A 26,578-nucleotide genomic window follows, 5' to 3' on the forward strand; every position below is an offset into this window, starting at 1 on the left:
ACAATATGTATTACAAAATAGGAGTCGATGTTGGAGGTACTAATACAGATGCAGTATTAGTTACTCATGACAATAAAATACTTTCAAAAACTAAACAGACAACAACATTAGATGTAAGTAGTGGTATAGAAAATGCAGTTAAAAAGGTAATTTTTGAAGCCAATATCCCTAAAGAAGAAATTAAGTATATCATGCTTGGTACCACGCATTGTACCAATGCTCTTGTAGAACGTAAAGAATTGAATAAAATTGGTGCGATTCGTATCGGTTTACCAGCAAGCAAGGCCATTCCAACAATGACTGATTTTCCAAGTGATTTAAAAGAATTTTTAGGAAATCATTTATATATGGTACGTGGTGGATATGAGTTTGACGGCAGATTAATAAGCCCTTTAGACGAAGATGAAGTTAAAAATTGTCTGCTTAAAATGAAGGGAAAGATTGAATCATTGGCAATTACTGGTATTTTTTCTAAGACTTTACCAGATCAAGAAAAACAAGTGGCACTCTGGGCAAAAGAAATATTAGATGCAAGTGTAAGAATAAGTTGCTCACATCAAATTGGGGGATTAGGTTTACTAGAACGGGAAAACGCAGCGATACTTAATGCAGCTTTGCAGGGAGTTGCTTCAAAAATGGTAAATGCTTTTAAAGAAACCGTAAATAGATTGGGGTTGTTATCTCGGTTATTTATAGGCCAAAATGATGGTACACTAATGTCATTAGAGCAAGTTCAGAAATTCCCTGTACTTACTATTTCTTCGGGACCAACAAATAGTATTAGAGGAGCTGGTGCCTTATCAAAAGTAGATCATGGTATTGTAATAGATGTAGGTGGCACTACCTCAGATGGTGGAGTGCTAGTCAACTATTTTCCGAGAGAGAGTACGCAAGCTGCACAAATTGGTGGTGTATTGACAAATTTTAGAATGCCAGATGTTGTGGCGATTGGTATCGGAGGAGGCACAATAGTAAGATTTGAAGATAATGAATGTAAGTTAGGACCCGATTCAGTTGGATACTTACTTAAAGATAAATCATTAGCATTTGCTGGAGATACATTAACGCTTTCTGATTTCTTTCTAGCTACAGGTGATTTGCAAATAGAAGGAGCACTAGACACAGAAAGCTTAAAACAAACGATAGAAGTTCTTTCTAAGAAAAACTATGTTGATGCTTTAGCTGCAGTAAAAGATCAAATTAAGCTTTCTGTAGAGAAATTAGTAGATAAGCTAAAAACTGATTCAAAAAAAATACCTGTTGTAGCATGTGGTGGAGGTGCGTTTTTATTACCGAAAAGTATAATTGGAGCATCCGAAGTTATTTTTCCAGAACATATGGAAGTTGCTAATGCCTTTGGAGCTTGCATTGCTCAAATTAGCAGTGAGAATGAATTGGTAATTAATACCCAACAAAATGATGAAGCTCAAGAATTAGAAAAACTCCAGCTAAATGTTAAAAATGATTTGTTAAATAATGGTGCTTCTGAGAGTAGCATTAATGTTTTAACTAAAGAGTCTATACCATTGGCTTATCTACCAGGTGCAGTTAAATTAAAAGTGAAACTTTGTGGAGATTTGATAAGCTAAATTCTATCATTACCAAATGGCAACAAATAGTTATAAATAAAAAGTGAGTGACTCTGCGACTAAGCACAAAGGTGTCTATATCTATTTAATAATCAACAATATAAAATCAAGACTCTGACCGCTCTTTCTCTGAAAAAGGAAAACTACGAAGTACGTGGTAAGACAAAACATCATTCAATAAAAATCATTTAATTGTAATAAAATATATAAAAAAATATCTATCCTGTTTATTTAGAATGATTCTAAAAGCAAAAATTATTATATTCGAGACTTACTTTAATAAAAACCAACACTTTATGGCAAACGTTTTATGGTTACAAGGAGGTGCATGTAGTGGTAATACTATGTCTTTTCTTAACGCGGAAGAACCAACCGTTGTAGAACTCATAACTGATTTTGGGCTCAATATTCTTTGGCATCCAACGACTGGATTACAAATTGGAGATCAAGTTCAGGATTTATTAAGAGATATTATTGCTGGAAAAGAGCAAATGGATATCTTAGTGTATGAAGGCTCATTAATTCAAGGTCCAAATGGAACTGGATCGATGAATTACTTTGCAGACCGTCCAATGAAAGATTGGATTAAAGAACTTTCTGAAGTAGCTGGTTATGTCGTTGCCATAGGAGATTGCGCCACCTGGGGAGGAATTCCTGCTGTACCACCAAATCCAAGTGAATCTACAGGGTTGCAATTTCATAAAAAACAAAAAGGAGGTTTTCTTGGATCTAACTTCGTATCTAAAGGAGGTTTACCAGTTATAAATATTCCTGGTTGCCCAGCGCATCCAGATTGGATAACTCAAATTTTAGTAGCTATTGCTGTTGGTAGAATTGGAGATGTTCAAATAGATGATTATCATAGGCCTAAAACATTCTTTACAGATTTTGTTCAAGATGGATGTACTAACGTTACCAATTTTGCTCAAAAAGTTGATGGTAATTTTGGTAAAAGAGGAGGATGTTTATTCTATGAAGTGGGTTGTAGAGGACCAATGACTAGAGCGAGCTGTAATAATATATTATGGAATAGACAATCTAGTAAAACACGCTCGAATCATCCTTGTTTAGGATGTACCGAACCTGGTTTCCCACATAACGACCTTATGAAAGGAAGTGTATTCAAAACTATGAAGTACATGGGAGTATTCCCTAAAGAAGTTCCTACAGGAAGAACTAAATTGGCATATTACATGGAGGCTGGTTTCCAAAAAGTAATGCCAACCAACAAGCGAGTAATGGAAACTTCTAAATAATCAATTAAAACTATAGTAATGTCAGTAAAAGAATTAAATATATCACCTGTAGGAAGAGTTGAGGGAGATTTAGATGTGAAGGTGTACATAGACAATGGAAAAGTAACCCGAGCGCATACACAGGCAGCTATGTTTCGAGGTTTTGAGAAAATTATGGCTGGTAAAGACCCACAATCAGGTCTTATTGTAACGCCAAGAATTTGCGGTATTTGTGGAGGTTCCCACTTGTATTGTGCTTCTTCTGCATTAGACACTGCATGGGGAACAAAATTGTCACCAAACGCCTTACTTTTAAGAGCAATTGGTCAAGCCTCAGAAACCTTGCAGAGTATTCCAAGATGGTACTATGCTATTTTTGCAACAGATTTAGCAAATAAAAAATATGCAAATCAACCTTTGTACAAAGAAGTAGTTGAACGCTGGTCTGCTTATGTAGGCACCACATTTCAAAAAGGATTAACAGCGAGTGCGTTACCAGTACAAATTTATGCTTTGTTTGGTGGCCAATGGCCACACTCTAGTTATATGGTTCCAGGAGGCGTAATGTGTGCACCTACTTTAAAAGATATTACAAGAGCACATGCTATTTTAGCACAGTTTAAGAATGACTGGTTAGAACCTATTTGGTTGGGATGTTCTATTGAGCGTTATATGGAAATCAAATCATGGGATGATATGTTAGCTTGGGTAGAAGAAAACGAATCACACAAAAATAGTGACTTAGGTTTGCTTATTAGAGCTGGACTTGAGTTTGGTTTAGATAAATTTGGACAAGGTGTTGGTAAATTTTTGGCAACAGGAACATATTTACATAAGGATTTATATAATAATCCAACGATTGAAGGAAGAAATCATGCTTTAATTAGTTCAAGTGGTTTCTTTGATGGGGAAAATTGGCATGAATTTGATCATTTAAAAGTAAGCGAACATGTAAAGCATTCTTGGTACGATAATCAAGAAGACGGTTTGCATCCTTGGGATGAACCTTTACCTACACCTGCAAAATCTCAGGTATTACATGACACAGATTTTGATGGACAATATTCTTGGGCAAAATCACCACGATATGATGGACACGCATGTGAAACGGGACCATTGGCTCGTGTTATTATGAATGCAAATCCAAAAAATAAAGAACATCAAATCAGAGATCCATTATTTGGAGACATTATTAAAAAATTAGGACCAAGTGTATTTACACGTGTTCTAGCTCGAGTACATGAAGCTCCAAGAATCTATAAATTTATTGAACAATGGTTATCTGAAATAGACCTTGATGGCGTATTTTATAACAAACCTGTTGAAAAAGATGGAAAAGGCTTTGGAGCAACCGAAGCTGCTCGTGGTGCGTTAGCTCATTGGATCGAAATTAAAGATGGTGTTATAAAGAATTATCAAGTAATGGCACCAACGACTTGGAATGTTGGCCCACAAGATGGCAATGATAACCCTGGACCAATAGAGAAAGCATTAATGGGCATTGAAATTGAAGACCCAGCTGATCCTGTTGAAGTTGGTATCGTGGCACGATCATTTGATTCTTGTTTAGTATGTACTGTACATGCACATGATGAAAAAAGTGGTGTCGAATTATCGAAATTTAAATTATAACACGTACAATATAAAATAGTTACATAAAACTTTCTTAAGGTAACACTTAAGAAAGTTTTTTAATTTTAAAGAAATTAAAGATGCAAATTGCAATTATGGGTTTTGGAAATCCAGTACGTAGTGATGATGGTATTGGTATGTATGTCATTGAAAAACTAAAAGAACATATTGGTGAGAACGATGCTATCAATATTTTTGATATGGGTACGGCTGCTTTTGAAGTATTGTTTGGTTTAAAAGGACATCAAAAAATAATTTTAGTTGATGCTGCTTTAAATACCAATGAGCCTGTAGGTACATTGTTTAAAGTACCAGCTGAAGAAGTGTTGAGAGCACCGCAAGAAGATCCATTGGTGTTTCTACACGGTATGAAATGGGATCAAGCCTTATCGTATGCTAAAAAGATTCTACAAGATGAGTATCCCGATGATATTCAAGTGTATTTAATTGCTATAGAAAATACGAAATTAGAGGTGGAACTAAGTGATGCTGTTAAACTTGCTGGAGATAAAGTTGTTGAGCATATATTAGACGAATTAAAAATTTTAGAAGTATTGTGAGCGAGAAGGTGTCATTAAAATCATCTCATATTTTTTTAGATAGTGAATTAGTAGAAACTGTTTTTCAAAATATTCATTATGCTTATGTTACGTACGTGAAAACTCAAAAAAGATTACTTATAACACCTGTTAGTAGTCAATGGTTTGTGAAAATGTATGAGCCAACACAATTTTTATTAAAATCAAGAAACCTAAAAGGAGACAGAACGTTGGCAATTCGAGAAATTTTAATTGATAATGATTTAGATATGACAGATAGAGCACTTGATTTTGAAGTGATTAAAAATACAAACCTTATAAAAGTTAATTTATAATGGCAAAACGAAATGACCCAAACGATGCTTGGTTATTAGATGCCGAAGTACAATATAAAATTGAAGAGGTAAATAGTCGTTGGGAAGTGTCACTTGTATTTATTAATACTAAAAACCCCAACCATATTTTAATCCAAAAAATAGGCGATTATAGATCGAAACAATTAGCAGAAGTGTATGCAAAGAATATGCAACAAACAGCCGCAAAAGATATTAGAGGAACACAAAAAGTAAACAAAGATGATTACAATATTAACAGCAACTAACTTTAAAGAACCTATTTCTGAAGTCATTCAAACTGTTGATCGCTTAAACGAGTTGGTTACCGTTGTAGATAATACAAACGATATTGATAATACATCTAAACTGCTTATAGTTGAGGAGAATATAATAAAAATTACACTTGATTGGTACGATACAGAGCCACCTTATGTACTGCCAAATGTTGCCTATGATTCTAATAATCTTTTAGCCATAATCTTTTATAAGTTAGGTAATCATCAAAAAGCATTCGAATTTCTTTCAGAAGAAAACAGCTTGTATAATGATCTTTTAGTAGCCACCCATTTGCAATTTGGTTATGAGATTTCAGAAGATATGTTTTCTAAAATCGACTCACTTCATAATCAATGCATCATACAGCACTACGGAAATTATAAAAATTCATATTCTTTTGAGGAATTTAAGCAACGTTATCAAAACGCCATTGATAATTCAACAGATGATGAGACAAGGGTATTTACAGCGAAGCATTACAGTAATTTTCTTTTAGATAATGAAGCTTTTAAAGAAGCAGAACAGCTTATACGTTCGCTTCAAGATAACGCTATATCTCTTGAGGCAAAAAATGTGTTAAATATTCAATTGGCCTCGGCCTTAATGGCACAATTGCAATTGCCATACAACGATGATACACTCGAAGAGATTTCAGAGTTATTTCGCAAAGGAATCAACTTTTATGAAACAAAAGACCAAAAGGTAAATGCTGGTTTATTATACGTTGATGCTTCAGAAATCGCCAATTTTCAAGAGGATTATATTGGTTCTAAAGACTTCATCAATAAAGCCATTTTAATTTTTAAGGAGGCTGATATTCCAGAGTTTTTGGGTGAAGCTGGTTTACGAAAAGCTATCTTGCTTTATACGTGGAGTAAAAACGGAAGTCCTCAATATTACAAACCTGCCATAAATGCATTTCAAGATACGCTAAAAGTGTTTAAGCGAGATACACATCCTCAAAAGTTTGCTGATGTACATCATAATTTAGCACTGATTTATTCAGAAATTCCTGTGTCTTCAGAAGAAAAACCAATTTGGACGGCCTTTTGTGCTTCCTCTTTTAAGGAAGTATTAAAATTTTATACTAAAGAAAGCTACCCTTACGAGTTTGCGATGGCAAGTCACAATTATGCTACCGCTTTAATGAGTTTTCCTGAAGCTAAATTACATAACAATTTAGATAAAGCTTTTGGGATGTTTGAAGAGGCTCTGACGGTTAGAACGGCAGAAGCATACCCTTTCGAACGTGCTTTAACTTTGGTGAATCAATTAGAACTCTATTGGATTATGCATAATGAAGATAGTGAAGAAGAATTTAAAAAGTACAATACGATGCTCAATAAAGCCAACGAAATAAGTCAATTAGTTACAGATAACACATTAATTGAAAAGGCCAGCGAACATATAGAAGCCTTAAAAAAATTAAAAATTATATTGAGTTAATTATGCACGAAACGTCCATCGTAAATAGTATTATGCGAACTTTAGAAATGGAGTTTGAACAAGAAAAATTGAATAAGATGAAAGCGATTCATCTTAAAGTAGGGATTTTGTCAAATATAGAACCACGACTATTACATAATGCATATAGCGCATACCATATTACTAATCCGGGATACCATCATGTAAACCTTTATATTGAATCTACAACACTTAAAATTCAATGTGAAGTTTGTAATCATATTACAGATGTAAAGAACTATCGATTTATCTGTGATAATTGCGAAAAGCCAAGTAAAAATGTAATTCAAGGCGAGGAAATGTTAATACATAAAGTAGAATTTGAAGATTAACACAGTGTTTATAAATCACTAATTATTTAAAAAATATATTATGAGTGTAGATAAATCCACAAAAGTTGCTCGAGGAACAGCACAATGCGAGAATACAAACATTAATCTGTTAAAGGCTAACGATTTTGTAGCAGATATTATAAAAAAGGAAATGACAAAAACCAATACACTATTGGTTAATATTACTTCATCTGCTGGTAGTGGAAAAACCACTTTAATGCAAAAAACTGCTGAAAAGCTAAAGAATAAATTGACTATAGCAGTAATGGTAGGTGATTTAGAGACCGAACGAGATGCCGATCGTATTCGAGAGACAGGAATCTTTGCTTTACAAATAGTTACAGGTGGAATTTGTCATTTAGAAGCACAGATGATTCATCAAGTATTAGATCAGTTTGATTTGCCTAATATCGATTTGCTTTTTATTGAAAATGTTGGAAATTTAGTATGTCCAGCTTCTTTTGATTTAGGTGAAGATTACCGTGTCACTTTAATGGCAACGACTGAAGGAGATGATAAACCAAAAAAATATCCGCGAATGTTTTTAACGAGTGATATGATGCTGGTTTCGAAATCAGATTTACTGCCTTATTTACCATTTTCTGTTGAGGCTGTAACGAAAGATGCACGAGAAGTAAATCATGAATTAGAAGTAATTCAAATATCTTCTATTAACGAAGAAGGTATTGATGAATGGTGTGATTGGTTAGTTGAAAAAGTAAGGCAAAAACAAGCAATTTAATAGTAACCCTCGAAGATTTTCGAAACCTTCGAGGTGTTAATGACTTAAGATGCTAAAAACATTTAAAATACAAATAAAAGGACGTGTGCAAGGTGTGGGTTTTCGTCCTTTTATTTTTAATCTTGCTAAAGAGCATCAGCTTAATGGTACAGTCTCAAATAATGAAAATGGTGTTATTATTTTTTGTAATACATCCGAAGTAGGTGTAGAAAAATTTTTAGATGCTATTCTTGTTAACAAACCTGAAATAGCTATAATCACTTCACATACTATTGATGAAAACGCATATTTAGAATTTAATGAGTTTACCATCGTTACTTCTAAAGTAAAAACTCAAATCAATTTGCCCCTAACACCAGATTTTACTGTTTGCGAGTCTTGTAAAGCAGAACTATCAGATTCAAAGAACAGACGTTTTAAGTATCCGTTTACTACTTGTGTACACTGTGGCCCTCGTTATGCTATTACTAGTAAATTTCCATTTGAAAGAACGCATACATCATTAACAAATTTTAAGATGTGTGAGGTTTGTAGTGAAGAATATACCAACCCAAATGATAGACGGTTTCATTCTCAAACCAATTCATGTAGTGCTTGTGGGATACAATTACGCTTTACGGATAATGAAGGAAAGTTAGTTGCAAGAGATCAAAATGATTGTATTAACAAGGTCGTTCAGTTTCTTAATCAAGGAAAGATTATAGCGATTAAAAACACCAATGGTTACCTATTGTGTTGCGATGCTTCAAATTCTAAAGCAATTAAAACTTTAAGAATACGAAAGAAAAGACCCAACAAACCTTTTGCTGTATTGTACCCTTCAATTGAAATGGTGAACGAATACTTTGAATTATCATCTTGTGAAAAAGAGGCGTTGCAATCTCGAGTTGCACCAATAGTAATATTACAAAACACTAAAAAAGCACAGATTGCGACTCAAGAGATTGCACCAAACTTAAATCAAACTGGTGTGATGTTGCCATCATCATCATTATTGCACTTGCTAATGCAAAAAATAGGAACACCTATTGTAGCTACAAGCGGTAATATACATGGCTCACCAATTATTTCTATAGAAGAGGAAGCAGAAAACCTCTTGAAAGAAGTGGCGGATTATTTCTTGCATCACAATCTTGATATTCAATTTTCACAGGATGACTCTGTTCTAAAGTTTGTAAATAGACAAAAACTTATCTTCAGACGTTCAAGAGGATTAGCACCAAATCATATAGAGGTTGAAGCAACACCTAATGAAGCACCTGTTTTAGCAATGGGAGCTCATTTAAAGAGTACATTTACTTTTGTTCCAAATGGGCAAATGTATATAAGTCAATACTTCGGAAATTTAGATAACTATGATGTTTTAGAGCGTTATAAAACTACAATAGAACAATATATAAACTTGTTTGAAACGAAACCAAAAACAATTCTTATAGATAAGCATTCACAATATCAAAGTTCTATTTTAGGAAAAGAATTGACCTCAAAATGGAATGTTAATCTAAAAGAAATTCAACATCATAAAGCACATTTTGCAAGTGTTTTAAGAGAGCATAACATGTTTGATTTCAGAGAAAAAATATTAGGTGTAATATGGGATGGAACAGGTTTAGGCGATGATCATCAGATTTGGGGAGGAGAGTTTTTTACATATCAAAATAAAGAAATAAAACGATCAACTCATTTTGAGTATTACGATTGGTTAGCAAATGATAAAATGGCAAAAGAGCCACGCTTGGCATTATTCAGTCTTTTAGACGATGAACATAGAAAACTAATAAAACATAAGTTTTCTAAAACAGAATGGGCTATTTATTCAAAAACAATTAAAACAAACACGCTTAAAACATCATCTGTAGGTAGATTGTTTGACGCTGTGGCTTCAGCACTTGATGTTGTTGATATAAATACGTTTGAAGCTGAAGCCGCAATGCTACTTGAAAAATGCGCTAGCACATCAAATTCTGATGATTATTCAGATTTGTTAGAATTCAAAAGTTATGATACAATCCCTTCAAAACTTTTAATTCAAATAATCATCAAAGCATTTAATGATGGTGTTTCTAAAGCTTATATTGCTGGTAGTTTTATTTTTACTTTAGCTAAAATAATTATCAATATCGCTCATAAAAACAATATAAAAACCATTGCTTGTAGTGGTGGTGTTTTTCAAAATTCATTATTGATTACTCATTTGACTCAAATGGCTAAGAATCAACAAATAAATTTAAAATTAAATCGTAAATTGTCTGCTAACGATGAGAATATATCTTTTGGACAATTAATGTACCATCAATATATAAAAAATTAGAATAATGTGTTTAGCAATTCCAGGAAAAATAAAAAGTATAGAGTTACAGCATAATGGTATGGTTAGAATGGCAAAAGTGTCTTTTGGAGGTATTACCAAAGAGGCAAGTCTTGAAATGTTAACAGATGCAGATATTGGTGATTATGTATTGGTGCATGTTGGTGTTGCGATAAGCAAAGTCAATGAAGAAGAAGCTAAGAAAACATTTGAATATTTAGAAGAGATAGGTGAATTGGGAGAATTGGAGGATGTTGATGAGTATTTACCAAAAAAGGAAGATTTATGAAGTACATGAATGAATATCGAGATCCTGAATTAGCAAAGCAGTATCTCGAAGAAATAAAAAAAACAGTTACACAACCTTGGTCTATAATGGAAGTTTGTGGCGGGCAAACACATAGTTTGGTTAAAAATGGCATTATAGAAATGCTTCCAGATCAAGTTACTATGATTCATGGTCCAGGTTGTCCTGTTTGCGTAACACCTTTAAATTTAATAGATAAAGCCATTCATTTGGCATTGAATGAAGATGTGATTTTATGTTCTTTTGGAGATATGCTTCGTGTACCTGGCTCTAAAATTAATTTGCTAGAAGCTAAAGCAAAAGGAGCTGATATTCGTATTTTATATTCGCCCTTAGAAGCGGTGAAAATTGCAGAAGATAACCCAGATATTGAAGTTGTGTTTTTTGCAGTTGGTTTTGAAACTACTGCACCAGCCAATGCTTTATCTGTTATTCATGCAGACAGAAAGGGCTTAAGTAATTACTCTATTTTGACGTCGCATGTATTGGTGCCGCCAGCGATTAAAGCAGTAATTGATGATGAGGAAAGTAAAATTGATGGTTTTTTAGCTGCAGGACACGTATGTACCATTATGGGGAATTCAGAGTATCATCCACTTTCGGCAACCTATAGTGTACCAATTGTAGTCACTGGTTTCGAACCTTTAGATGTGCTGCAAGGCATCCTGATGGTGATTCGTCAGTTAGAAGCTCATAAATCAAAAGTTGAGAATCAATATTCACGAATTGTTAAAGAAGAAGGGAATATCGAAGCTCAAAAAATGATTTTCGAAGTCTTCGAGATTAGAAATCAAATGTGGAGAGGTATTGGCGAAATTCCTGAAAGTGGCTATGCTGTTAAAGAAAAATATGCTGCTTTTGATGCCAATAAAAAGTTTAGTATCTCAATAGAGGAAGCACCTGAGCATCCCGATTGTATTTCTGGTCAAATTATGAAAGGCATAAAGAAACCTTTTGAATGTCCTCAGTTTGGTAAAAAGTGTAAACCATCATTTCCACTTGGTGCACCAATGGTAAGTAGTGAAGGCGCTTGTGCTGCTTACTACCATTTTTCAGGGCTTGTTGAAGCATAATTTTTATTTAATAGTTATAAATGTCGGATTCAAAAAAAATACGAATGCAACTGCAATGCCCAATGCCAAAATTAGATTTTGATGTCATTACACTTGGGCATGGAAGTGGAGGAACTCTAACCAATAAATTGCTCGATAGTGGTGTTTTCGATTTGTTGAGTAACGATATTTTAGATAAACGACATGATGGTGCTTTTTTGGAAATGAATGGCAAAATGGCGTTTTCTACAGATAGCTTTTTGGTATCACCAGTTTTTTTTCCTGGTGGAAATATAGGGGAGCTCGCTGTTAATGGTACTGTTAACGATTTAGCAGTGTGTGGTGCTATTCCCAAGTACTTATCCTTAAGTTTTATTATTGAAGAAGGGTTAAAAATGACAGAATTTTGGGAAATTTTAGTAGCTATTAAATACGCTTGTGAAAAAGCTAATGTAAAAGTAGTTACAGGAGATACTAAAGTAGTAGAAAAAGGTAAAGGCGATAAAATATTTATTAATACGTCTGGTGTCGGTAACATTCATCCTAAAGCAAATATTAACGAAAAGAATATTAAAATTGGAGACAAAATTATCATTAGTGGTAATATGGCAACGCATGGTATGGCGATTATGTCTGTTCGAGAGGGATTGGAGTTTGATTCAACTATAGAGAGCGACACTACAAATTTAAATCATACTATTTTAGGAATGATTGATAAGTTTGGTTCAGCAATTCATCTCTTAACCGATCCAACACGTGGTGGAGTTGCGACAGTTCTTAAAGAAATTGCATTATCCTCTAATGTAGGAATCGACATTTTTCAGAAAGATTTACCAATAGATAGCCAAGTGGCAAGTGCTTGTGAGCTATTGGGGTTAGATCCTTTATACGTAGCAAACGAAGGCTTGTTTTTAAGTTTTGTGGATGCTTCTATAGCTGATTCATTTTTAGAAACACTTCAGAAAGATAAAAATGGCATTCATGCAAAAATTATTGGATCTGTTGTAAATGAACATCCTAAACAAGTCATTTTAGAAAGTACTATTGGAGGAAAGCGTATGGTAAGTATGCTTCCTGGAGAACAATTACCAAGAATTTGTTAGTTTATGGATTATACTACTTTAGGTGATAAGGTTACAAATGCATATACTTTTAAAGGCTCAAAACATAAACCATTTTTAGCACCAAGGGGAGTTTTTGTAGCAAATAATATGTTATTTGTTTCAGATACAGGCCAGAATCGGGTGTTTATTTGGAACAGCATTCCGACGTCTGAATTTAAAGAACCTGATGTTATTTTGGGACAGGAAGTTATTGGGAATTCAGGCAGAAATTCTAATGAATCTGTTTCTTCAAAAACCTTACATTATCCTTCAGGTGTTTGGAGTGATGGGAACAAATTGATTGTTGCTGATGCTTGGAATCATCGTGTGTTGATATGGCATACCATTCCTAAAAAAAATGCACAACCAGCAGATGTAGTTTTAGGGCAACCAGATTTTGAAACGAATCAACCTAATGAGAAAGGGCAATCATCAAACCCAGAAGCCAATACTTTAAATTGGCCGTATGGTGTTTTTTCTGATGGTATAAGTCTTTGGATTGCTGATACAGGTAACCGTCGTGTTTTGTTTTTTAAAACAATTCCCACTGAAAACTTTGCCAATGCAGACAAAGTAATTGGAAAACCAGATTTCAAAACTCGTGATTATGAGAATAAAGATTCTGTTTGGCCATATTCTGTTAAACTTAATAAGAAAGGTTATTTAGCGATAGCCGATACACAGTTTTATAGAGTTTTGGTTTGGAAAGACAAAAATGATGCTTTTAATAAACCTGCTGATATCATCATAGGACAAGAAAACTTTGATAATGCGGGCCAGAATCAGTTTAGACTTTCACCAGAAGCCAATACCTTAAACTGGACGTATGATGCATGTTTTTATAAAGATGGTATTTTGGTTAACGATACAGGAAATAGTAGAATTTTAATTTTTAACGCTATTCCAAAAGAAAATAATAAAAATGCTGATGCTTTAATAGGAAGGCCAAATTTTATTACAAGCAGTGAGTATAAAGAGAATATGCGCGGAACGCATCCTGCTATTTATTGGCCATTTTCGATTACAACTGAAAAGGATAAATTATTCATTGCAGATACTGGAAATCATCGTTTGGTTATTGGTGATTTAAATTTATGATTATTTGTTAAAGAGTTGATTTTCTTCTTTGGTTAATAATCTTGATTGAATAATAAATCGAAGCCCTAGCGGAATTTCTAATGAAAAACTTGACCCCCTGCCTTTGGTAATATCTACGGTAAGATGTGTATGTCTCCAGTATTCAAATTGATCTTGATTCATATAAAAATTTACGCCCTCAATGATACCTAATAAAATGTCACTCTCATCAAGATACATTTCTTCTTTTTCTAATAGCATTGGTGATGAACCATCACAACAACCACCACTTAAATGAAAAATAAGTTCTCCATACTTTTCTTTTAGTTGATTTACTATTTTACCAGCTTCAACTGTTATTTCTATTCGTTGCATACTATTTTATTTACTAAAAACTCATTTAAACTTTTTCAATTTGCTACAAAATTACTTTTTTGGTTCTGTTTTGCCTTTTTATACTTTTATAGCATTGCTAGGTAACTCAAAAAAGCCTTCAATAGTAGCAAAAGACCTTAATTTTTGCTTAAACTCAAAAAGTTTAAATGAGTTTTATAATAAAAAGGTTGAATTAAAACTATTTTAACCTTTTTAGTTATTAATCTATTTCTAAAAGAAGCCTAGTTTGTTTTTATCATAAGAGATTAACATATTTTTTGTTTGTCGATAGTGATTAAGCATCATTACGTGGTTTTCTCTACCAAATCCAGATTTTTTATAGCCACCAAATGGCGCATGTGCAGGGTATGCATGATAGCAATTTACCCAAACTCTACCTGCTTTTATTGCACGTGGTATTTGATATAACTGATGTGCATCTCTTGTCCAAACACCAGCTCCTAATCCATATAAGGTATCATTTGCAATCTCTAAAGCTTCAGCTTCATCTTTAAACTTAGTAACACAAGCCACTGGGCCAAATATTTCTTCCTGAAATACACGCATTTTATTATGACCTTCTAAAAGAGTTGGCTTTATGTAAAACCCGTTTGCAAGGTTACCTTCTAAATTTTTAGCGCTTCCACCCGTTAATACTTTTGCACCTTCTTCAACGCCAATTTTTAAATATGATTGAATTTTCTCATATTGATCGTTGGAGGCTTGCGCTCCAACCATCGTATTTATATTATAAGGGTTGTCTTGAATAATAGCTTCAGTTCTAGCAACAATACGTTCTATAAATTTGTCATAAATATCTTCTTGTACCAATATTCTTGAAGGACATGTACACACTTCACCTTGATTAAAAGCAAACAAAACAGCACCTTCTATCGCCTTATCTAAAAAAGCATCGTCTGCATCCATTACAGAGTTAAAAAATATGTTTGGCGATTTTCCACCCAACTCCATTGTTACTGGGTTCAAGTTTTTAGAAGCGTATTGCATTATTAATTGTCCAGTAGTAGTTTCCCCTGTAAAGGCTACTTTATCTACACCTGAGCTTGAAGCTAATGGTTTACCAGCTTCTGGACCAAAACCATGCACTATATTAATAACTCCTGGAGGAAATACATCTGCAATTTTTTCCATTAATAAAGTTGCGGTAGATGGTGTTTGTTCTGCTGGTTTTAGCACTACACAATTACCTGTGGCTAAGGCAGGAGGTAACTTCCAAGATAACATTAATAGCGGAAAATTCCATGGAATAATTTGCCCTACTACACCTAATGGTTCTTTTATATTCATCGATAGTGTATTGGCATCTAATTCGGTAGCGGTTCCTTCTTCTGCTCGAATACAAGCTGCAAAATAACGCCAATGATCTATACATAACGGAATATCTGCGTTTAAGGTTTCTCTAATAGGCTTGCCATTGTCACAGGTTTCCATAATTGCAAATTCTTCTAAATTATCTTCAATTATATCTGCCACTTTATTAAGTAATGCAGCTCGGGTAGCTGCTGATGTATTTCCCCAAGCTTCTTTAGCATTGTTTGCAGCGGTAATGGCGTTTTCTACATCTTCTTTTTGAGATCTCGGATATTTTGCAATCAGACTATTATCAATCGGTGAGGTATTATCAAAATAATTACCTCCAACAGGAGCAACAAATTTACCATTAATAAAATTCTGGTAAGTGTCTTTAAATTGTGGTTTAGAATAACTCATTTCTTTATTTTTTTAGTGAATATTACGTTTAAAGTAGTCTGTACTTCAGTATCTATAAAGGTATTATACTACAATGAAAATTATTTGAACATACCTATTATTAACTTGAACATATCTCTTAATTTATCATTTTTCATGTAGTTTTTCGTATTATTGTATATGAGTACGTTGTTAAATACACATAATGCAAATAGAAAACTAACCACACTTGTGGAAAACCGAACAACGTATAATGCTGAATATGCCGAATTAAATATTTTTGAAACTCATAAAGTTGCAGAAAAAGTGGCACTTACTTTCGATTTTCCTGTAATTGCAAGTATGCTTACAGGCAAAAAAATTATGCATATTAACGGATTGCCTAGCTTTGATTTTTTTCCGGGAGAATCAGTAGTTATGCCAAGCAACAAAGAAATGGTTATTGATTTTCCTATTGCAAAACAAGGCGAACCAACACAATGTTTAGCTTTAGGTATTGATGCTAATAAGATTAATGATGTAGTACTTAATTTTAATAATCAGGTTGCTATTGAAAACGAAAATAATAAGTGGGATTTAGATAAGTACGCATCACATTTAACTAATAATATCGCTGTAAATCATCTAGTAGAACGTTTGGTTTATACTTTTACTCATAATAATAAAACTAAAGATGTTTTACTTGATTTAATGATACAAGAACTTATTGTTCGATTACTTCAAACCAAAGCAAAATCTATCATTTTAAATGATAAAGATCATTTGTTTAGCGACACTAGAATAGGAATGGTTATAAAATATATTAAAGAAAATCTAACCAATGGTGATATTAATGTAGATATGTTAGCAAAGAAAGCACACATGAGTACATCTCATTTTCATAAGAAGTTTAAAAATACATTAGGTGTTTCGCCGATAGATTTTATTAATTCTGAAAAAATAAAATTCTCAAAAAAATTAATTAAAGAAAAGAAAAGTTTTCAAGTTTCTGAAATAGCCTATATGTCTGGTTTTAACAATATAAGCTATTTTAACCGACAATTCAAAAAAATGGAGTTAATGACGCCACAGCAATTCAAGAAATCCATTCATTCATAATTAAACTTAAACATTGTAAAAACACTTATTGAGAGTACTTTATAAGCTTAAATACAACCAATAGAAGCCAACAACTATTGCAAATAATCCACCAGCAAAACGAATACCTTTAAAAAAAATATTGTTGTGTCGATGTTTAGAATACGATGCCAACTTTCCTAGAATTAATGCATAAGCAGACATTGCTAATATAGTGCCAATAGCAAAACCAATAATATATTGAATTCCTTCAGAATTATTTTCAAAGCCTAATACTGGTAATAACAATAAAAAATGAGCAACGCCAGCTAATCCATGTAAGAATCCTATTCCTAAAGAAGAAAAAATATTTTGTTTTACAATTTTATCATGAGTATGCTCATGACCTCCGTCATGATTATGTTCATGCGTATGTATATGCACATATATTTCCTTTTCATTATGAACATGAGGATGCAAATGTTTCTTTTTTTTATTAAAAATGCGGTAAAATGCCCAAAGCCCAACACCAATTAACACTACGGCAACTAACTGTTCACTATATTTAGAAATGGCTTCTACTGGAATAACATCTTTAAATAAAAGAAATAAAATACCTATTAAAAGCATTCCTAATAAATGTCCCAGCCCCCAAAACAAACCTATTTTCCATACTTTTCTTTTAGTTTCTATTACTAAAGGTGTCACAGCTGCTAAATGATCTGGACCAGAAATAACATGAAGCATTGAGGCTAATGTGCCAGCAAGTAGAGGAATAGTAATTGTCATTTCTAACTTAAAAGTTGCACGACCAATTTAATAAAAAAATAATCATAATCAATTATGGTAAAATAAGAAATATTGATTTGAAGTCATTTCAACCTACATCATGATAAAAAGATGTTTAATAAAAAGTGAGTGATTTGGTTAATAGGAGAGTGTTGTGTTTTTAATTGACTGTTAAACAATGAATTATAACTTAGATTCTGACCCCTCTTTCCCACAAAAAACCCAGATTGCAGTGTCCCCAATAACTTAGCCACTATTGGGGTATTTTTACTGTTTTTCTATTGTAATAGTAATTGTTTTAGAGGCAGGCGTATTACTTGTATGCGCAACACTATCAATAGGAACTAATACATTAGCTTCAGGAAAATACGTTGCGGTGCACTTTCGAGGAATAGAATAAGGAATTACTAAAAACGTCTCAGCGATACGTTTTTCATTATTAAAATGACTGATTAGGTTTACGGTATCTAATTTTTGGAGACCCTGATCAATCATATCATAGGAATTCATAAATAATACTCTTCGTTCATTTATAACACCTCTGTATCTATCATTGAGGCCATAAATAGTTGTATTGTATTGGTCATGTGTACGAATGGTCATTAAAATAAATTCATCATCATTTAAATTGATATCAGAAATTGTATTGATTGTAAAATTTGCCTTACCAGTTGAAGTGGGTTTAAAATTACCTTCACGAGCATTATTGGGTAAGTAAAATCCTCCTTTTTGGCGCACACGACTGTTATAGTTATCAAATCCTGGAATGGTAGCTTCAATTTTTTCTCGAATTAGATCATAATTAGTTATAAGCTTCTCCCAAGTAACTTTAGAATCTTTTAAAGTAGCTTTTGCCATACCAGCAACAATAGCAGGCTCACTTAGTAATTCTTCAGAAAGTGGTTTTAAATGTCCATGTGATTGATGTACCACACCCATTGAATTTTCAACACTCACAAATTGTTCGCCCGTTTCTTGAATATCTTTTTCTGATCTTCCTAGGCAAGGTAATATGAGTGCTTTTTTACCATGAATTAAATGACTTCTATTTAATTTTGTAGAAATATGTACTGTTAAGTTACATTTTCTTAAGGCTTCGGCTGTATATTCTGTATCGGGAGTAGCTGATATGAAATTGCCACCCATACCAATAAAAACTTTTGCTCTTTGGTTATGCATAGCCTTTATGGCATTCACAACATCATAGCCATGTTCTCTTGGTGTTTTAATTCCGAATTCTTTATCTAATGCATCTAAAAAACTGTCTTTTGGTTTCTCCCAAATACCAACAGTGCGGTCTCCTTGTACATTCGAATGACCTCGAACAGGACAAGTACCAGCTCCTTTTTTACCAATACTTCCTTTTAAAAGGAGAAGATTTACAATTTCACGAATATTATCTACCGCATTTTTATGCTGCGTAAGCCCCATAGCCCAACAAATAATAATTTTTTTATTGGAGGAAATAAGATTCGCCGCTTCTAATACCAATGATTTAGCGATGCCGGTTCTAGCAATTAATTCATCAACATTGTATTGTTTTAGATCTTCTTTTAAAGCTTCATAATCATGTGTTTTTTCTTTAATAAAATCAAGATCGATAACATCAGGTTTCGTTTCGGCTTTTTTAAGAAGTAGTATTAATAATGCTTTTAACAAAGCTACATCTTCATTAATCTTTACTTGAAGAAAAATATCTGTTAATTGATCCCCATGAAACCACTTTAAAGGATTTTGAGGATCTTTATAATGCATTAAACCAACTTCTGGTAACGGGTTTACCGTAATGATCTTACCGCCATTATCTTTTGTTGCTTTTAAAGCATTTAACATTCTAGGATGATTTGTGCCTGGGTTTTGACCAATAACCATCACAATATCTGCATGCTCGAAATCATCTAAGGTCACAGAACCTTTACCAATACCTAAAGTTTCTGAGAGTGCTACACCACTAGATTCGTGGCACATATTCGAACAGTCAGGAAGATTATTTGTGCCATACTCTCGTACAAATAACTGATATAAGAAGGCAGCTTCATTACTAGTTCTTCCTGAAGTATAAAAAATAGCTTCGTTGGGAGAATTTAGTGCATTTAATTCCCACCCAATAAGGTTTAAGGCATCTTGCCAGGAAATTTGTTCGTAATGATCACTGCCTTCATGTAATATTACAGGATGCGTAATGCGCCCCATTTTACCTATTTCATAATCCGATAATTTTGCTAATTCACTAACTGCGTGGGTGGCAAAAAATATTGGTGATACTCTATTGTTAGTTGCTTCTTCAGCAATCGCTTTAGCTCCGTTTTCACAGTATTCAGCCAAAAAAGCACGTTTTTCATCAGGATCAGGCCAGGCACAACCTGGGCAGTCAAATCCATCTTTCTGATTCATTTTAGCAAGTAAGCCTATACCTTTTACTAAACCAACTTCTTCAGTAATATGCTTAATTGTAGATTGTATTGCCTTTACACCAACAGCAGACTCTGGAATTTCTTTTAATTTAATTCCAGTTAATTTTTTTGGTGGTTGTGCTGTTGTCTTCTTCATAATTTACTGCATATCAACATAGTTAGCGTTCGCATAAATGGTTGCTTTATCATCTCTGCTAAATCCTATAAGGCATATTCCAAATTCCTTCGCGAAGTCAACAGCAAGCGATGAGCAAGCTGAAACAGCGACAATAATTGGAATCATAGCAATAAAGGCTTTGGAGACAATTTCATAGGAAACACGCCCACTTACCAATATGCAATCTACACTTTTTAATTCATTTTTATTTAATAAATCACCAATTACTTTATCTAAAGCATTATGACGACCAATATCTTCTTTAATACTTAATAAGTGCCCTTTTGCTGTAAAAGCAGCTGTTGCATGAGATCCTCCAGTAGTCGAAAACAAATGTTGCTGTATTTTCATTTTTACATACATTTTCTTGAGCTTTTCTATACTAATTTTCTTTGATGATTCTATTGCATCGCCTTTAAGCTCTATATCTGCTAACTCTTGTTTACCACAAATTCCGCATGAAGAAACTGACAACAGTGTGCGTTTATTCATATATCCATGTCCCAGCATTTCTTTAGGGATTGTAGCGTTTATAATAGAAAAACCGTTAGATTTCTCTTCAATAACTTCTAAAGTTAACGAATGGTTGTTTTTATAAATATCTTCTGCATATAATAAACCTCTAACTAGGTTTTCATCATCATTTGGAGTTCGCATCACCACAGTATAAGGCTCATTATTGATATTTATTTGTAATGCTGCTTCAACTACTAAAGTATCCTCTATTTTTCTAGAAATAGACGAACTGGTTTTTAATGCTTTATATTTTAGCGAATCCATAGATTAGATTTACTAGGTAAAGTTATATTTTTTCGCAGATAAGCACAATTTTATTAGTATTCATATCGGTTGTGAAAAACAGATAATGATTTCCACCATCTTTAAAACCTGTTTTTTTTCGTATCTGTACGACTGTTTCAGGGAAATTACGTGTAGTTATATTTGCTTTTTTTGTAGGAATGATTTTTATAAGTTCTTTCTTATTATACTTTGTTTTATAAAGTATTTTAAAGCTCCTTCCTGGATAACTTATTAATTTATTCGATGTGTATAAGTGACTGTTATTATGAATTTTAAATATATTTAATTGATTTGAAACTTTATCATGCAAATTTCCTTTTAAAATGGCAGCATTGGGTTCGTATAAATATGTTAAGGGCTCTGAAAAAGTGGTTGCAGTCTTATTGCCAAAATCACTTTCAAATATTTCCTTTGATAATTTTTTTATGTTTATCGTATTAATTTTTGTATTCCCCTTGTAGTTTTTATGAAGGATAAATAAGAGTTCTTTTACTTCATTCTCTATAGCGACAATGTGCACTTCTTTTACAAACTCTAATTCATTGATGGCACTTGTAATATCTAGTATTGGAGATGTTTTGATCATGATAGTGTTGGCATGCTCAAATAGTACATCTAAATTTTCTGGCACATTAGGTAGGCAATCTTTTAATAAGAAAACTTTACCTTTTATGTCATTTCTACGTGAAGGATCAATATAGATACAATCATAATTATGTTGATTGAGTTTTAAATATTGCAGTCCATCAGTAACTATGGTTTTGATGTTTAGGGCTCTTAATTGTTTGAAATTATAAGTTGCAATCTGAGATAACTCTTTATGTATTTCGCAATGTATAACTTGTCTAAACTGTTTAGAAAAATAGTAAGTATCTACTCCTAAACCTCCAGTGACATCGATAAGGCTAGAGCCTGAGACTAACCTCGATTTATAATTGGCAGTAATTTCAGAAGATGTTTGCTCTATATTTAATTTATTCGGATAGTAAATATTCTGGGTTTCAAACCAACTTGGTATTTTTTTTTGACAACGCTTTTTAGCTTCAATTTGAACTACAAGTTCTTGAATTGTGATATTATTAAAAGGGCTTCCTTTAAAAAGTAATTTTGAAGTGTCAGCTTTTAAATTATCATTAATAAATGTTTGAACTTCTTTATGTAGTAGTAGAAGATTCAAAAACTATAAATCTTTTGTGAGTGATTTTACAATCTTATTTTCTGATAAGAATTCTTTTAATATCACTTTAATAGCTGTGTACATGGGTACGGCGACAATCATTCCGGTAACACCGAATAGCAAGCCAAAAATGATAATAATTAAGAATATCTCTAAGGGATGCGCTTTTGTAGCTTGAGAAAAAATTCTAGGCTGGCTAATGAAATTATCTATCATTTGTGCGATAAAATATCCTATTAATACATAAATAGTAGTTGGTACTATTTGTGTTTGAAAATCTTGATCTAAATGACTCGTCATGGTTAAAATTAGTATTAATACCCCTCCAATTAAAGGGCCTACATAAGGAATTAGGTTTAATAATGCGCATAAAAACGCAATTACTATAGCATTATCAACACCAAAAATTAAGAGAATAATAGTGTAAAGAATAAATAGAATAGTTATTTGAGTAACTAAACCAATAAAATATCTTGATAAAAGGTTTTCAATTTTCTCTAAAGAAGCAGCAAAGCGATTTTCAGTTTTATCAGGAACAAGAACCATAAGTGCATTATGAAGCAACTGACTATCTTTCATTAAGAAAAAAGCAATGAACAATACAGAAAACAGACCAATACTAAAGCTACCAAGAGCTCCAATAATATTATTTAAAAAGTTGGGGATAGCCTTAAAGTTTGAAAAGATATCCATTTCTTTTAGTTGCTCGAACATATTGATACCTCTAGAAGATAGGTAGTCGTTGAGCTGGCTAACTAGGTTTTCAATTCTAAATTCAAGTTGATTTATGTCTAACAACGATAAATTTTGACTTTGTTTAATGATAAGCGGAACAAACATTGAAAACAACCCGAATAACATTGCTAAAAACAAGATCATTGTGGATACTACAGCTAAGGTATTAGGAAATTTTAATTTTCTTTTTAAAAAGCGAATAATAGGTCTTGCAATTAAAGAAAGTACTGCAGCAATAATCACATAAACTATTACCGATCTAATTTGATATAAAAAATAAAGCAACACTAAAACACCTAAGATAATACCAATAGCTCTTAAGATTCCGTTACTAATTGTTTTTGAATTCATATTGATAAATATAAATGAAATTTTTAAAGGTAAGACTTACTTGGTATCGATAATATAAAAATGACTAATCAAACGTGGTTTAAATTGTCTTGATTGTTCGGTAGCAGTATTTAAATTATAGGTTTCAATATATTCTATTTTGGTGTTTTTTGGTATTAAATTGACTAATTCATTCTTAGACTTTGAACTTAACAAAGCAAATTTATTATCATTTGGAAGCTCCAGCTTTTCATTGGTAAGTTTGAGATTCGGAATTTTATTTCCGTATTGCCAGATAGCTTCAGGAGCAATTTTATAACCGTATAGCAAAATTTGTTGTTCGTCAACCTTTGTTTGAAGTGTACTTAGAGGTTTGTAATTTTCACTTATAAATCCTTTTGAAAGTGGTAATCCGATTACTAAAATAGATACAAATAAGAGTATGGTAAGATAAAATACGTTTTCTATGTTTTTTGATTTTAAGTGCCTTATTATTAAAACACTAATTGTTACTAGTATAATTGAAAGCACGAAAAATCGTATTAAATGTTTTTGAATACTACCTTCAAATAGAAAATATATTAAAAAAGGAAGAACTAACCCTATCAAAGCAATGAACCCAAAATTAAAATATACCAGAATTCTCTCTTTCACTTTCATTTCGTCTTTAAAAGCTCTTATGAGATAAGAAATATAAACCCCAATATTAATTGCTAAAGGGATTAATACCGGCATGAGATAACGCGATTTCTTTTCTGGAATAATAGACAATAGAATTACGGCTATGATTGTCCATAAAAAACTAAACTTATAGGCCGTTTTATAAATAACCTTTTTACGTAAATAAGGATACAAAAGACTTATAAATGCTAGAATTGTCCAAATGCCACTTTGTGTGAAAAAACTCCAATAATAATAGAAGGGGCGTACATTATAACTTGACCAATTACCTGTTTCGCGTTCAGTAATAGCCTTAAATGTACTCGGGTCTTCGAGTCTTACATAGAGATACCACCAACCACCAATTATCAAAGCAATAAACACAAATGCTATGATAGGTAATATTTTAGTTTTAATGGACTTGTATTGAAATGAAAAACCAAAAGCTATTAAAAAAGAAAATAGTAATACATACACAGATACGGGACCTTTACTTAGTATAGAAAAACCAATAAAAATGCTAGAAAGTAAAACATTTTTCCAAGAAACTTTTGCTATATAAAATAATTGAAATAAATAATAAATACCTATCAGCATAAAGCCATGTGCAAAAATATCCCAGGGAGCCTCAATGATAATGCCTAATACATAAAATGAGGTAATTACAATCAATGCATTTATAAGACTGTTATATACAGGTAAGTATAATTTTGACAACTTAAAGATAAAAACCCCAGTAAAGAGTACCATAATAACAGATGGAAGTCGCATACCAAATACGCTGTTAATACCAAATAGAAGCGCTGATAGTGCAGATAACCATGTTGGTAATGGTGGTTTTTGATACCTGGGTTCACCATTCATGGTTGTCAACAACCAATGATTATCTAAAATCATTTCTCTCGCTGTTACAAAATTTCTGGCTTCCATAATGGTAACATTTAGGACTTCTAAATTTGGTAATAACATCAGTAGAACTGCTACACAGATAGTAGTGATTGGATATTTTTTTAAAATGGCTCTAATCATGTTGTTTTCGTAATAACATAAGATTCCTTACATAAATAGTTGACCCAAGCAAATGTCCTACTAAAAGCACAGGATCTTTACGAATAATGGCATATGCTAAAATCAAAATGGAACCTAGTAAACTTAGTAGCCAAAAACCAAAAGGTAGATCTGACTCTTTAGTTCTTTCAGAATATATCCATTGATAAACAAATCTTAGTGTAAAAATAACTTGAGAGACAATACCAAGTATTAATAACCACTTAGGTATAGCTTCATTTCTAAATAAATTATCAACATCAATAATATTATTATTAAAGTAATAGATACCTATTAAAATAGGGAATATCAACAGGAACCATCTAATTATCTTAGGGAATTTTTGCCATTGATTTTGTAATTGTAAATTACGTATGTAGATAAAGTAGGTGAGTGATTGTCCTAACATAATTGCAAAATCATCGCGTAGATATCCATATATAAACAATAGAAAAGACGCTAACAAACTTAAAAACCAAAATAGAGAAGGGGTAATTACTTTTTTCGCCTTTTCAGAAGTCAGCCATTGTATAATTAGCCTAGATGAAAAAAGAAGTTGTGCTAAAAAACCTATGCTATAAATAAGCCAACTTCCCATTATCCTTTTTTAGCAATATCGTAATTAATATATTTTTTCTTCATCCACAAATAAGCAAAGCAATCACTTAACGGACCTAATAATCGATTCCACAGGCCAAACTTAGCTTCTCCTGCTATTCTAGGAAAATGCCTTACAGGGATTTGCTTTATGCGTTTATTCTGTAGCAGCACCATGGCAGGTAAAAAGCGATGCAAACCTCTAAACATGGGTATTTTTTTAGCAACATCCGTTCTCATAACTTTTAGTGGGCACCCTGTATCATCCATACCATCTTTTGTAAATGCCCTTCTGATACTATTAGCAATTTTAGAAGACATGTTTTTTACAAAGCTATCTTTTCTGCCTGCTCTTACACCAGTTATAAGTGCATAGTTATCACAATGCTCAAGTAATAAATTAAAATCTTCTGGTGTCGTTTGTAAATCAGAATCTATATAACCAACATATTCGGTCTGAGTATGATCGAAACCAGCTTTTATGGCTGCACTTAATCCTCGATTTTCTTTAAAACAGATAAACGAGAAGGCCTCGTTACGTTCGCAAATATTCTCTATTAATTCTTGACTATTATCTTTAGAGCCGTCATTTACAAAGAGCACCTTCGTTTCTTTAAAAGCATTTTTAAAATAATTTATAAAAGCTTCTTCAACTCTAGCTAGATTATCTTCTTCGTTATATACGGGTACAACTACGGTGAACTGATAGTTCATAAGATTTATTGTTATCCTGCAAATG

At 32.6% G+C, this 26,578-nt stretch carries 25 protein-coding genes; 15 read left to right on the forward strand and 10 right to left on the reverse strand.

All coding sequences use genetic code 11. From position 1 onward, the window contains the following. Positions 1-5 precede the first annotated feature (5 nt). The 14 genes from AC1EUY_RS11255 to AC1EUY_RS11320 all read left to right on the forward strand — a co-directional run bounded on the left by AC1EUY_RS11255 (position 6) and on the right by AC1EUY_RS11320 (position 14,012). Positions 6-1,589, forward strand: a complete 1,584-nt coding sequence (locus AC1EUY_RS11255; protein ID WP_480195637.1) for a hydantoinase/oxoprolinase N-terminal domain-containing protein — start codon at positions 6-8, stop codon at positions 1,587-1,589. A gap of 296 nt (positions 1,590-1,885) precedes the next feature. After that, a complete protein-coding gene (locus AC1EUY_RS11260; protein WP_480195638.1) occupies positions 1,886-2,845 on the forward strand; it encodes an NADH-quinone oxidoreductase subunit B family protein in 960 nt (319 codons plus the stop codon). Positions 2,846-2,863: 18 nt separating this feature from the next. Continuing rightward, positions 2,864-4,456 (forward strand): nickel-dependent hydrogenase large subunit, encoded by a 1,593-nt coding sequence (locus AC1EUY_RS11265; RefSeq protein WP_480195639.1) that lies wholly within the window; start codon positions 2,864-2,866, stop codon positions 4,454-4,456. 80 nt (positions 4,457-4,536) lie between these two features. After that, positions 4,537-5,016 carry a hydrogenase maturation protease gene (locus AC1EUY_RS11270; RefSeq protein ID WP_480195640.1) on the forward strand — a complete coding sequence of 160 codons (480 nt, stop codon included), beginning with the start codon at positions 4,537-4,539 and terminating at the stop codon, positions 5,014-5,016. Then, on the forward strand, positions 5,013-5,330 hold the full coding sequence (locus tag AC1EUY_RS11275; RefSeq protein ID WP_480195641.1) for a hypothetical protein: 318 nt from the start codon (positions 5,013-5,015) through the stop codon (positions 5,328-5,330). The genes AC1EUY_RS11270 and AC1EUY_RS11275 overlap by 4 nt, the downstream gene beginning before the upstream one ends. Continuing rightward, complete coding sequence (locus AC1EUY_RS11280; protein WP_480195642.1) at positions 5,330-5,596, forward strand: hypothetical protein; 267 nt, start codon at positions 5,330-5,332, stop codon at positions 5,594-5,596. The genes AC1EUY_RS11275 and AC1EUY_RS11280 overlap by 1 nt, the downstream gene beginning before the upstream one ends. Beyond that, positions 5,571-7,052: a hypothetical protein gene (locus AC1EUY_RS11285; protein ID WP_480195643.1), complete on the forward strand. Its 1,482-nt coding sequence runs from the start codon at positions 5,571-5,573 to the stop codon at positions 7,050-7,052. Before AC1EUY_RS11280 ends, AC1EUY_RS11285 begins: the two co-directional genes overlap by 26 nt. A 2-nt stretch (positions 7,053-7,054) precedes the next feature. Further along, a complete protein-coding gene (locus AC1EUY_RS11290) occupies positions 7,055-7,402 on the forward strand; it encodes a hydrogenase maturation nickel metallochaperone HypA/HybF (protein ID WP_480195644.1) in 348 nt (115 codons plus the stop codon). 40 nt (positions 7,403-7,442) lie between these two features. Next, on the forward strand, positions 7,443-8,144 hold the full coding sequence (hypB, locus tag AC1EUY_RS11295) for a hydrogenase nickel incorporation protein HypB (RefSeq protein WP_480195645.1): 702 nt from the start codon (positions 7,443-7,445) through the stop codon (positions 8,142-8,144). Between the two features lie 49 nt (positions 8,145-8,193). Continuing rightward, the gene (gene hypF, locus AC1EUY_RS11300; protein ID WP_480195646.1) at positions 8,194-10,455 is read left to right on the forward strand and encodes a carbamoyltransferase HypF; all 2,262 of its coding nucleotides are present in this window, start codon (positions 8,194-8,196) and stop codon (positions 10,453-10,455) included. A gap of 4 nt (positions 10,456-10,459) precedes the next feature. Next, complete coding sequence (locus AC1EUY_RS11305; protein ID WP_480195647.1) at positions 10,460-10,741, forward strand: HypC/HybG/HupF family hydrogenase formation chaperone; 282 nt, start codon at positions 10,460-10,462, stop codon at positions 10,739-10,741. Then, positions 10,738-11,832 carry a hydrogenase formation protein HypD gene (gene hypD / locus AC1EUY_RS11310; protein ID WP_480195648.1) on the forward strand — a complete coding sequence of 365 codons (1,095 nt, stop codon included), beginning with the start codon at positions 10,738-10,740 and terminating at the stop codon, positions 11,830-11,832. Before AC1EUY_RS11305 ends, hypD begins: the two co-directional genes overlap by 4 nt. Before the next feature lie 20 nt (positions 11,833-11,852). Continuing rightward, complete coding sequence (gene hypE, locus AC1EUY_RS11315) at positions 11,853-12,914, forward strand: hydrogenase expression/formation protein HypE (RefSeq protein WP_480195649.1); 1,062 nt, start codon at positions 11,853-11,855, stop codon at positions 12,912-12,914. Positions 12,915-12,917: 3 nt separating this feature from the next. Next, positions 12,918-14,012, forward strand: coding sequence for an NHL repeat-containing protein (locus AC1EUY_RS11320; RefSeq protein ID WP_480195650.1), 1,095 nt, complete (start codon positions 12,918-12,920; stop codon positions 14,010-14,012). On the opposite strand, the gene AC1EUY_RS11325 is transcribed toward AC1EUY_RS11320, so the two are convergent. After that, a complete protein-coding gene (locus tag AC1EUY_RS11325; RefSeq protein ID WP_480195651.1) occupies positions 14,013-14,366 on the reverse strand; it encodes a DUF779 domain-containing protein in 354 nt (117 codons plus the stop codon). A gap of 231 nt (positions 14,367-14,597) precedes the next feature. Continuing rightward, positions 14,598-16,097, reverse strand: a complete 1,500-nt coding sequence (locus AC1EUY_RS11330; protein WP_480195652.1) for an aldehyde dehydrogenase family protein — start codon at positions 16,095-16,097, stop codon at positions 14,598-14,600. Positions 16,098-16,256: 159 nt separating this feature from the next. Between AC1EUY_RS11330 and AC1EUY_RS11335 the strand changes: the two genes are divergently transcribed. Next, a complete protein-coding gene (locus AC1EUY_RS11335) occupies positions 16,257-17,174 on the forward strand; it encodes an AraC family transcriptional regulator (protein WP_480195653.1) in 918 nt (305 codons plus the stop codon). A gap of 39 nt (positions 17,175-17,213) precedes the next feature. On the opposite strand, the gene AC1EUY_RS11340 is transcribed toward AC1EUY_RS11335, so the two are convergent. The 8 genes from AC1EUY_RS11340 to AC1EUY_RS11375 all read right to left on the reverse strand — a co-directional run bounded on the left by AC1EUY_RS11340 (position 17,214) and on the right by AC1EUY_RS11375 (position 26,553). After that, positions 17,214-17,921, reverse strand: coding sequence for an urease accessory protein UreH domain-containing protein (locus AC1EUY_RS11340; protein WP_480195654.1), 708 nt, complete (start codon positions 17,919-17,921; stop codon positions 17,214-17,216). A gap of 267 nt (positions 17,922-18,188) precedes the next feature. Then, positions 18,189-20,471, reverse strand: coding sequence for an FdhF/YdeP family oxidoreductase (locus AC1EUY_RS11345; RefSeq protein ID WP_480195655.1), 2,283 nt, complete (start codon positions 20,469-20,471; stop codon positions 18,189-18,191). A gap of 3 nt (positions 20,472-20,474) precedes the next feature. Continuing rightward, the gene (gene fdhD, locus AC1EUY_RS11350; RefSeq protein ID WP_480195656.1) at positions 20,475-21,272 is read right to left on the reverse strand and encodes a formate dehydrogenase accessory sulfurtransferase FdhD; all 798 of its coding nucleotides are present in this window, start codon (positions 21,270-21,272) and stop codon (positions 20,475-20,477) included. Positions 21,273-21,294: 22 nt separating this feature from the next. After that, positions 21,295-22,470, reverse strand: coding sequence for a THUMP-like domain-containing protein (locus AC1EUY_RS11355; RefSeq protein ID WP_480195657.1), 1,176 nt, complete (start codon positions 22,468-22,470; stop codon positions 21,295-21,297). A gap of 3 nt (positions 22,471-22,473) precedes the next feature. Continuing rightward, positions 22,474-23,556: an AI-2E family transporter gene (locus AC1EUY_RS11360; protein WP_480195658.1), complete on the reverse strand. Its 1,083-nt coding sequence runs from the start codon at positions 23,554-23,556 to the stop codon at positions 22,474-22,476. A gap of 36 nt (positions 23,557-23,592) precedes the next feature. Further along, the gene (locus tag AC1EUY_RS11365; RefSeq protein WP_480195659.1) at positions 23,593-25,224 is read right to left on the reverse strand and encodes an ArnT family glycosyltransferase; all 1,632 of its coding nucleotides are present in this window, start codon (positions 25,222-25,224) and stop codon (positions 23,593-23,595) included. Then, positions 25,217-25,840, reverse strand: coding sequence for a lipid-A-disaccharide synthase N-terminal domain-containing protein (locus tag AC1EUY_RS11370; protein ID WP_480195660.1), 624 nt, complete (start codon positions 25,838-25,840; stop codon positions 25,217-25,219). The genes AC1EUY_RS11365 and AC1EUY_RS11370 overlap by 8 nt, the downstream gene beginning before the upstream one ends. Continuing rightward, a complete protein-coding gene (locus AC1EUY_RS11375; RefSeq protein WP_480195661.1) occupies positions 25,840-26,553 on the reverse strand; it encodes a glycosyltransferase family 2 protein in 714 nt (237 codons plus the stop codon). Before AC1EUY_RS11375 ends, AC1EUY_RS11370 begins: the two co-directional genes overlap by 1 nt. Positions 26,554-26,578 lie beyond the last annotated feature (25 nt).

The organism is Maritimimonas sp. 2210JD6-3, assembly GCF_056591795.1.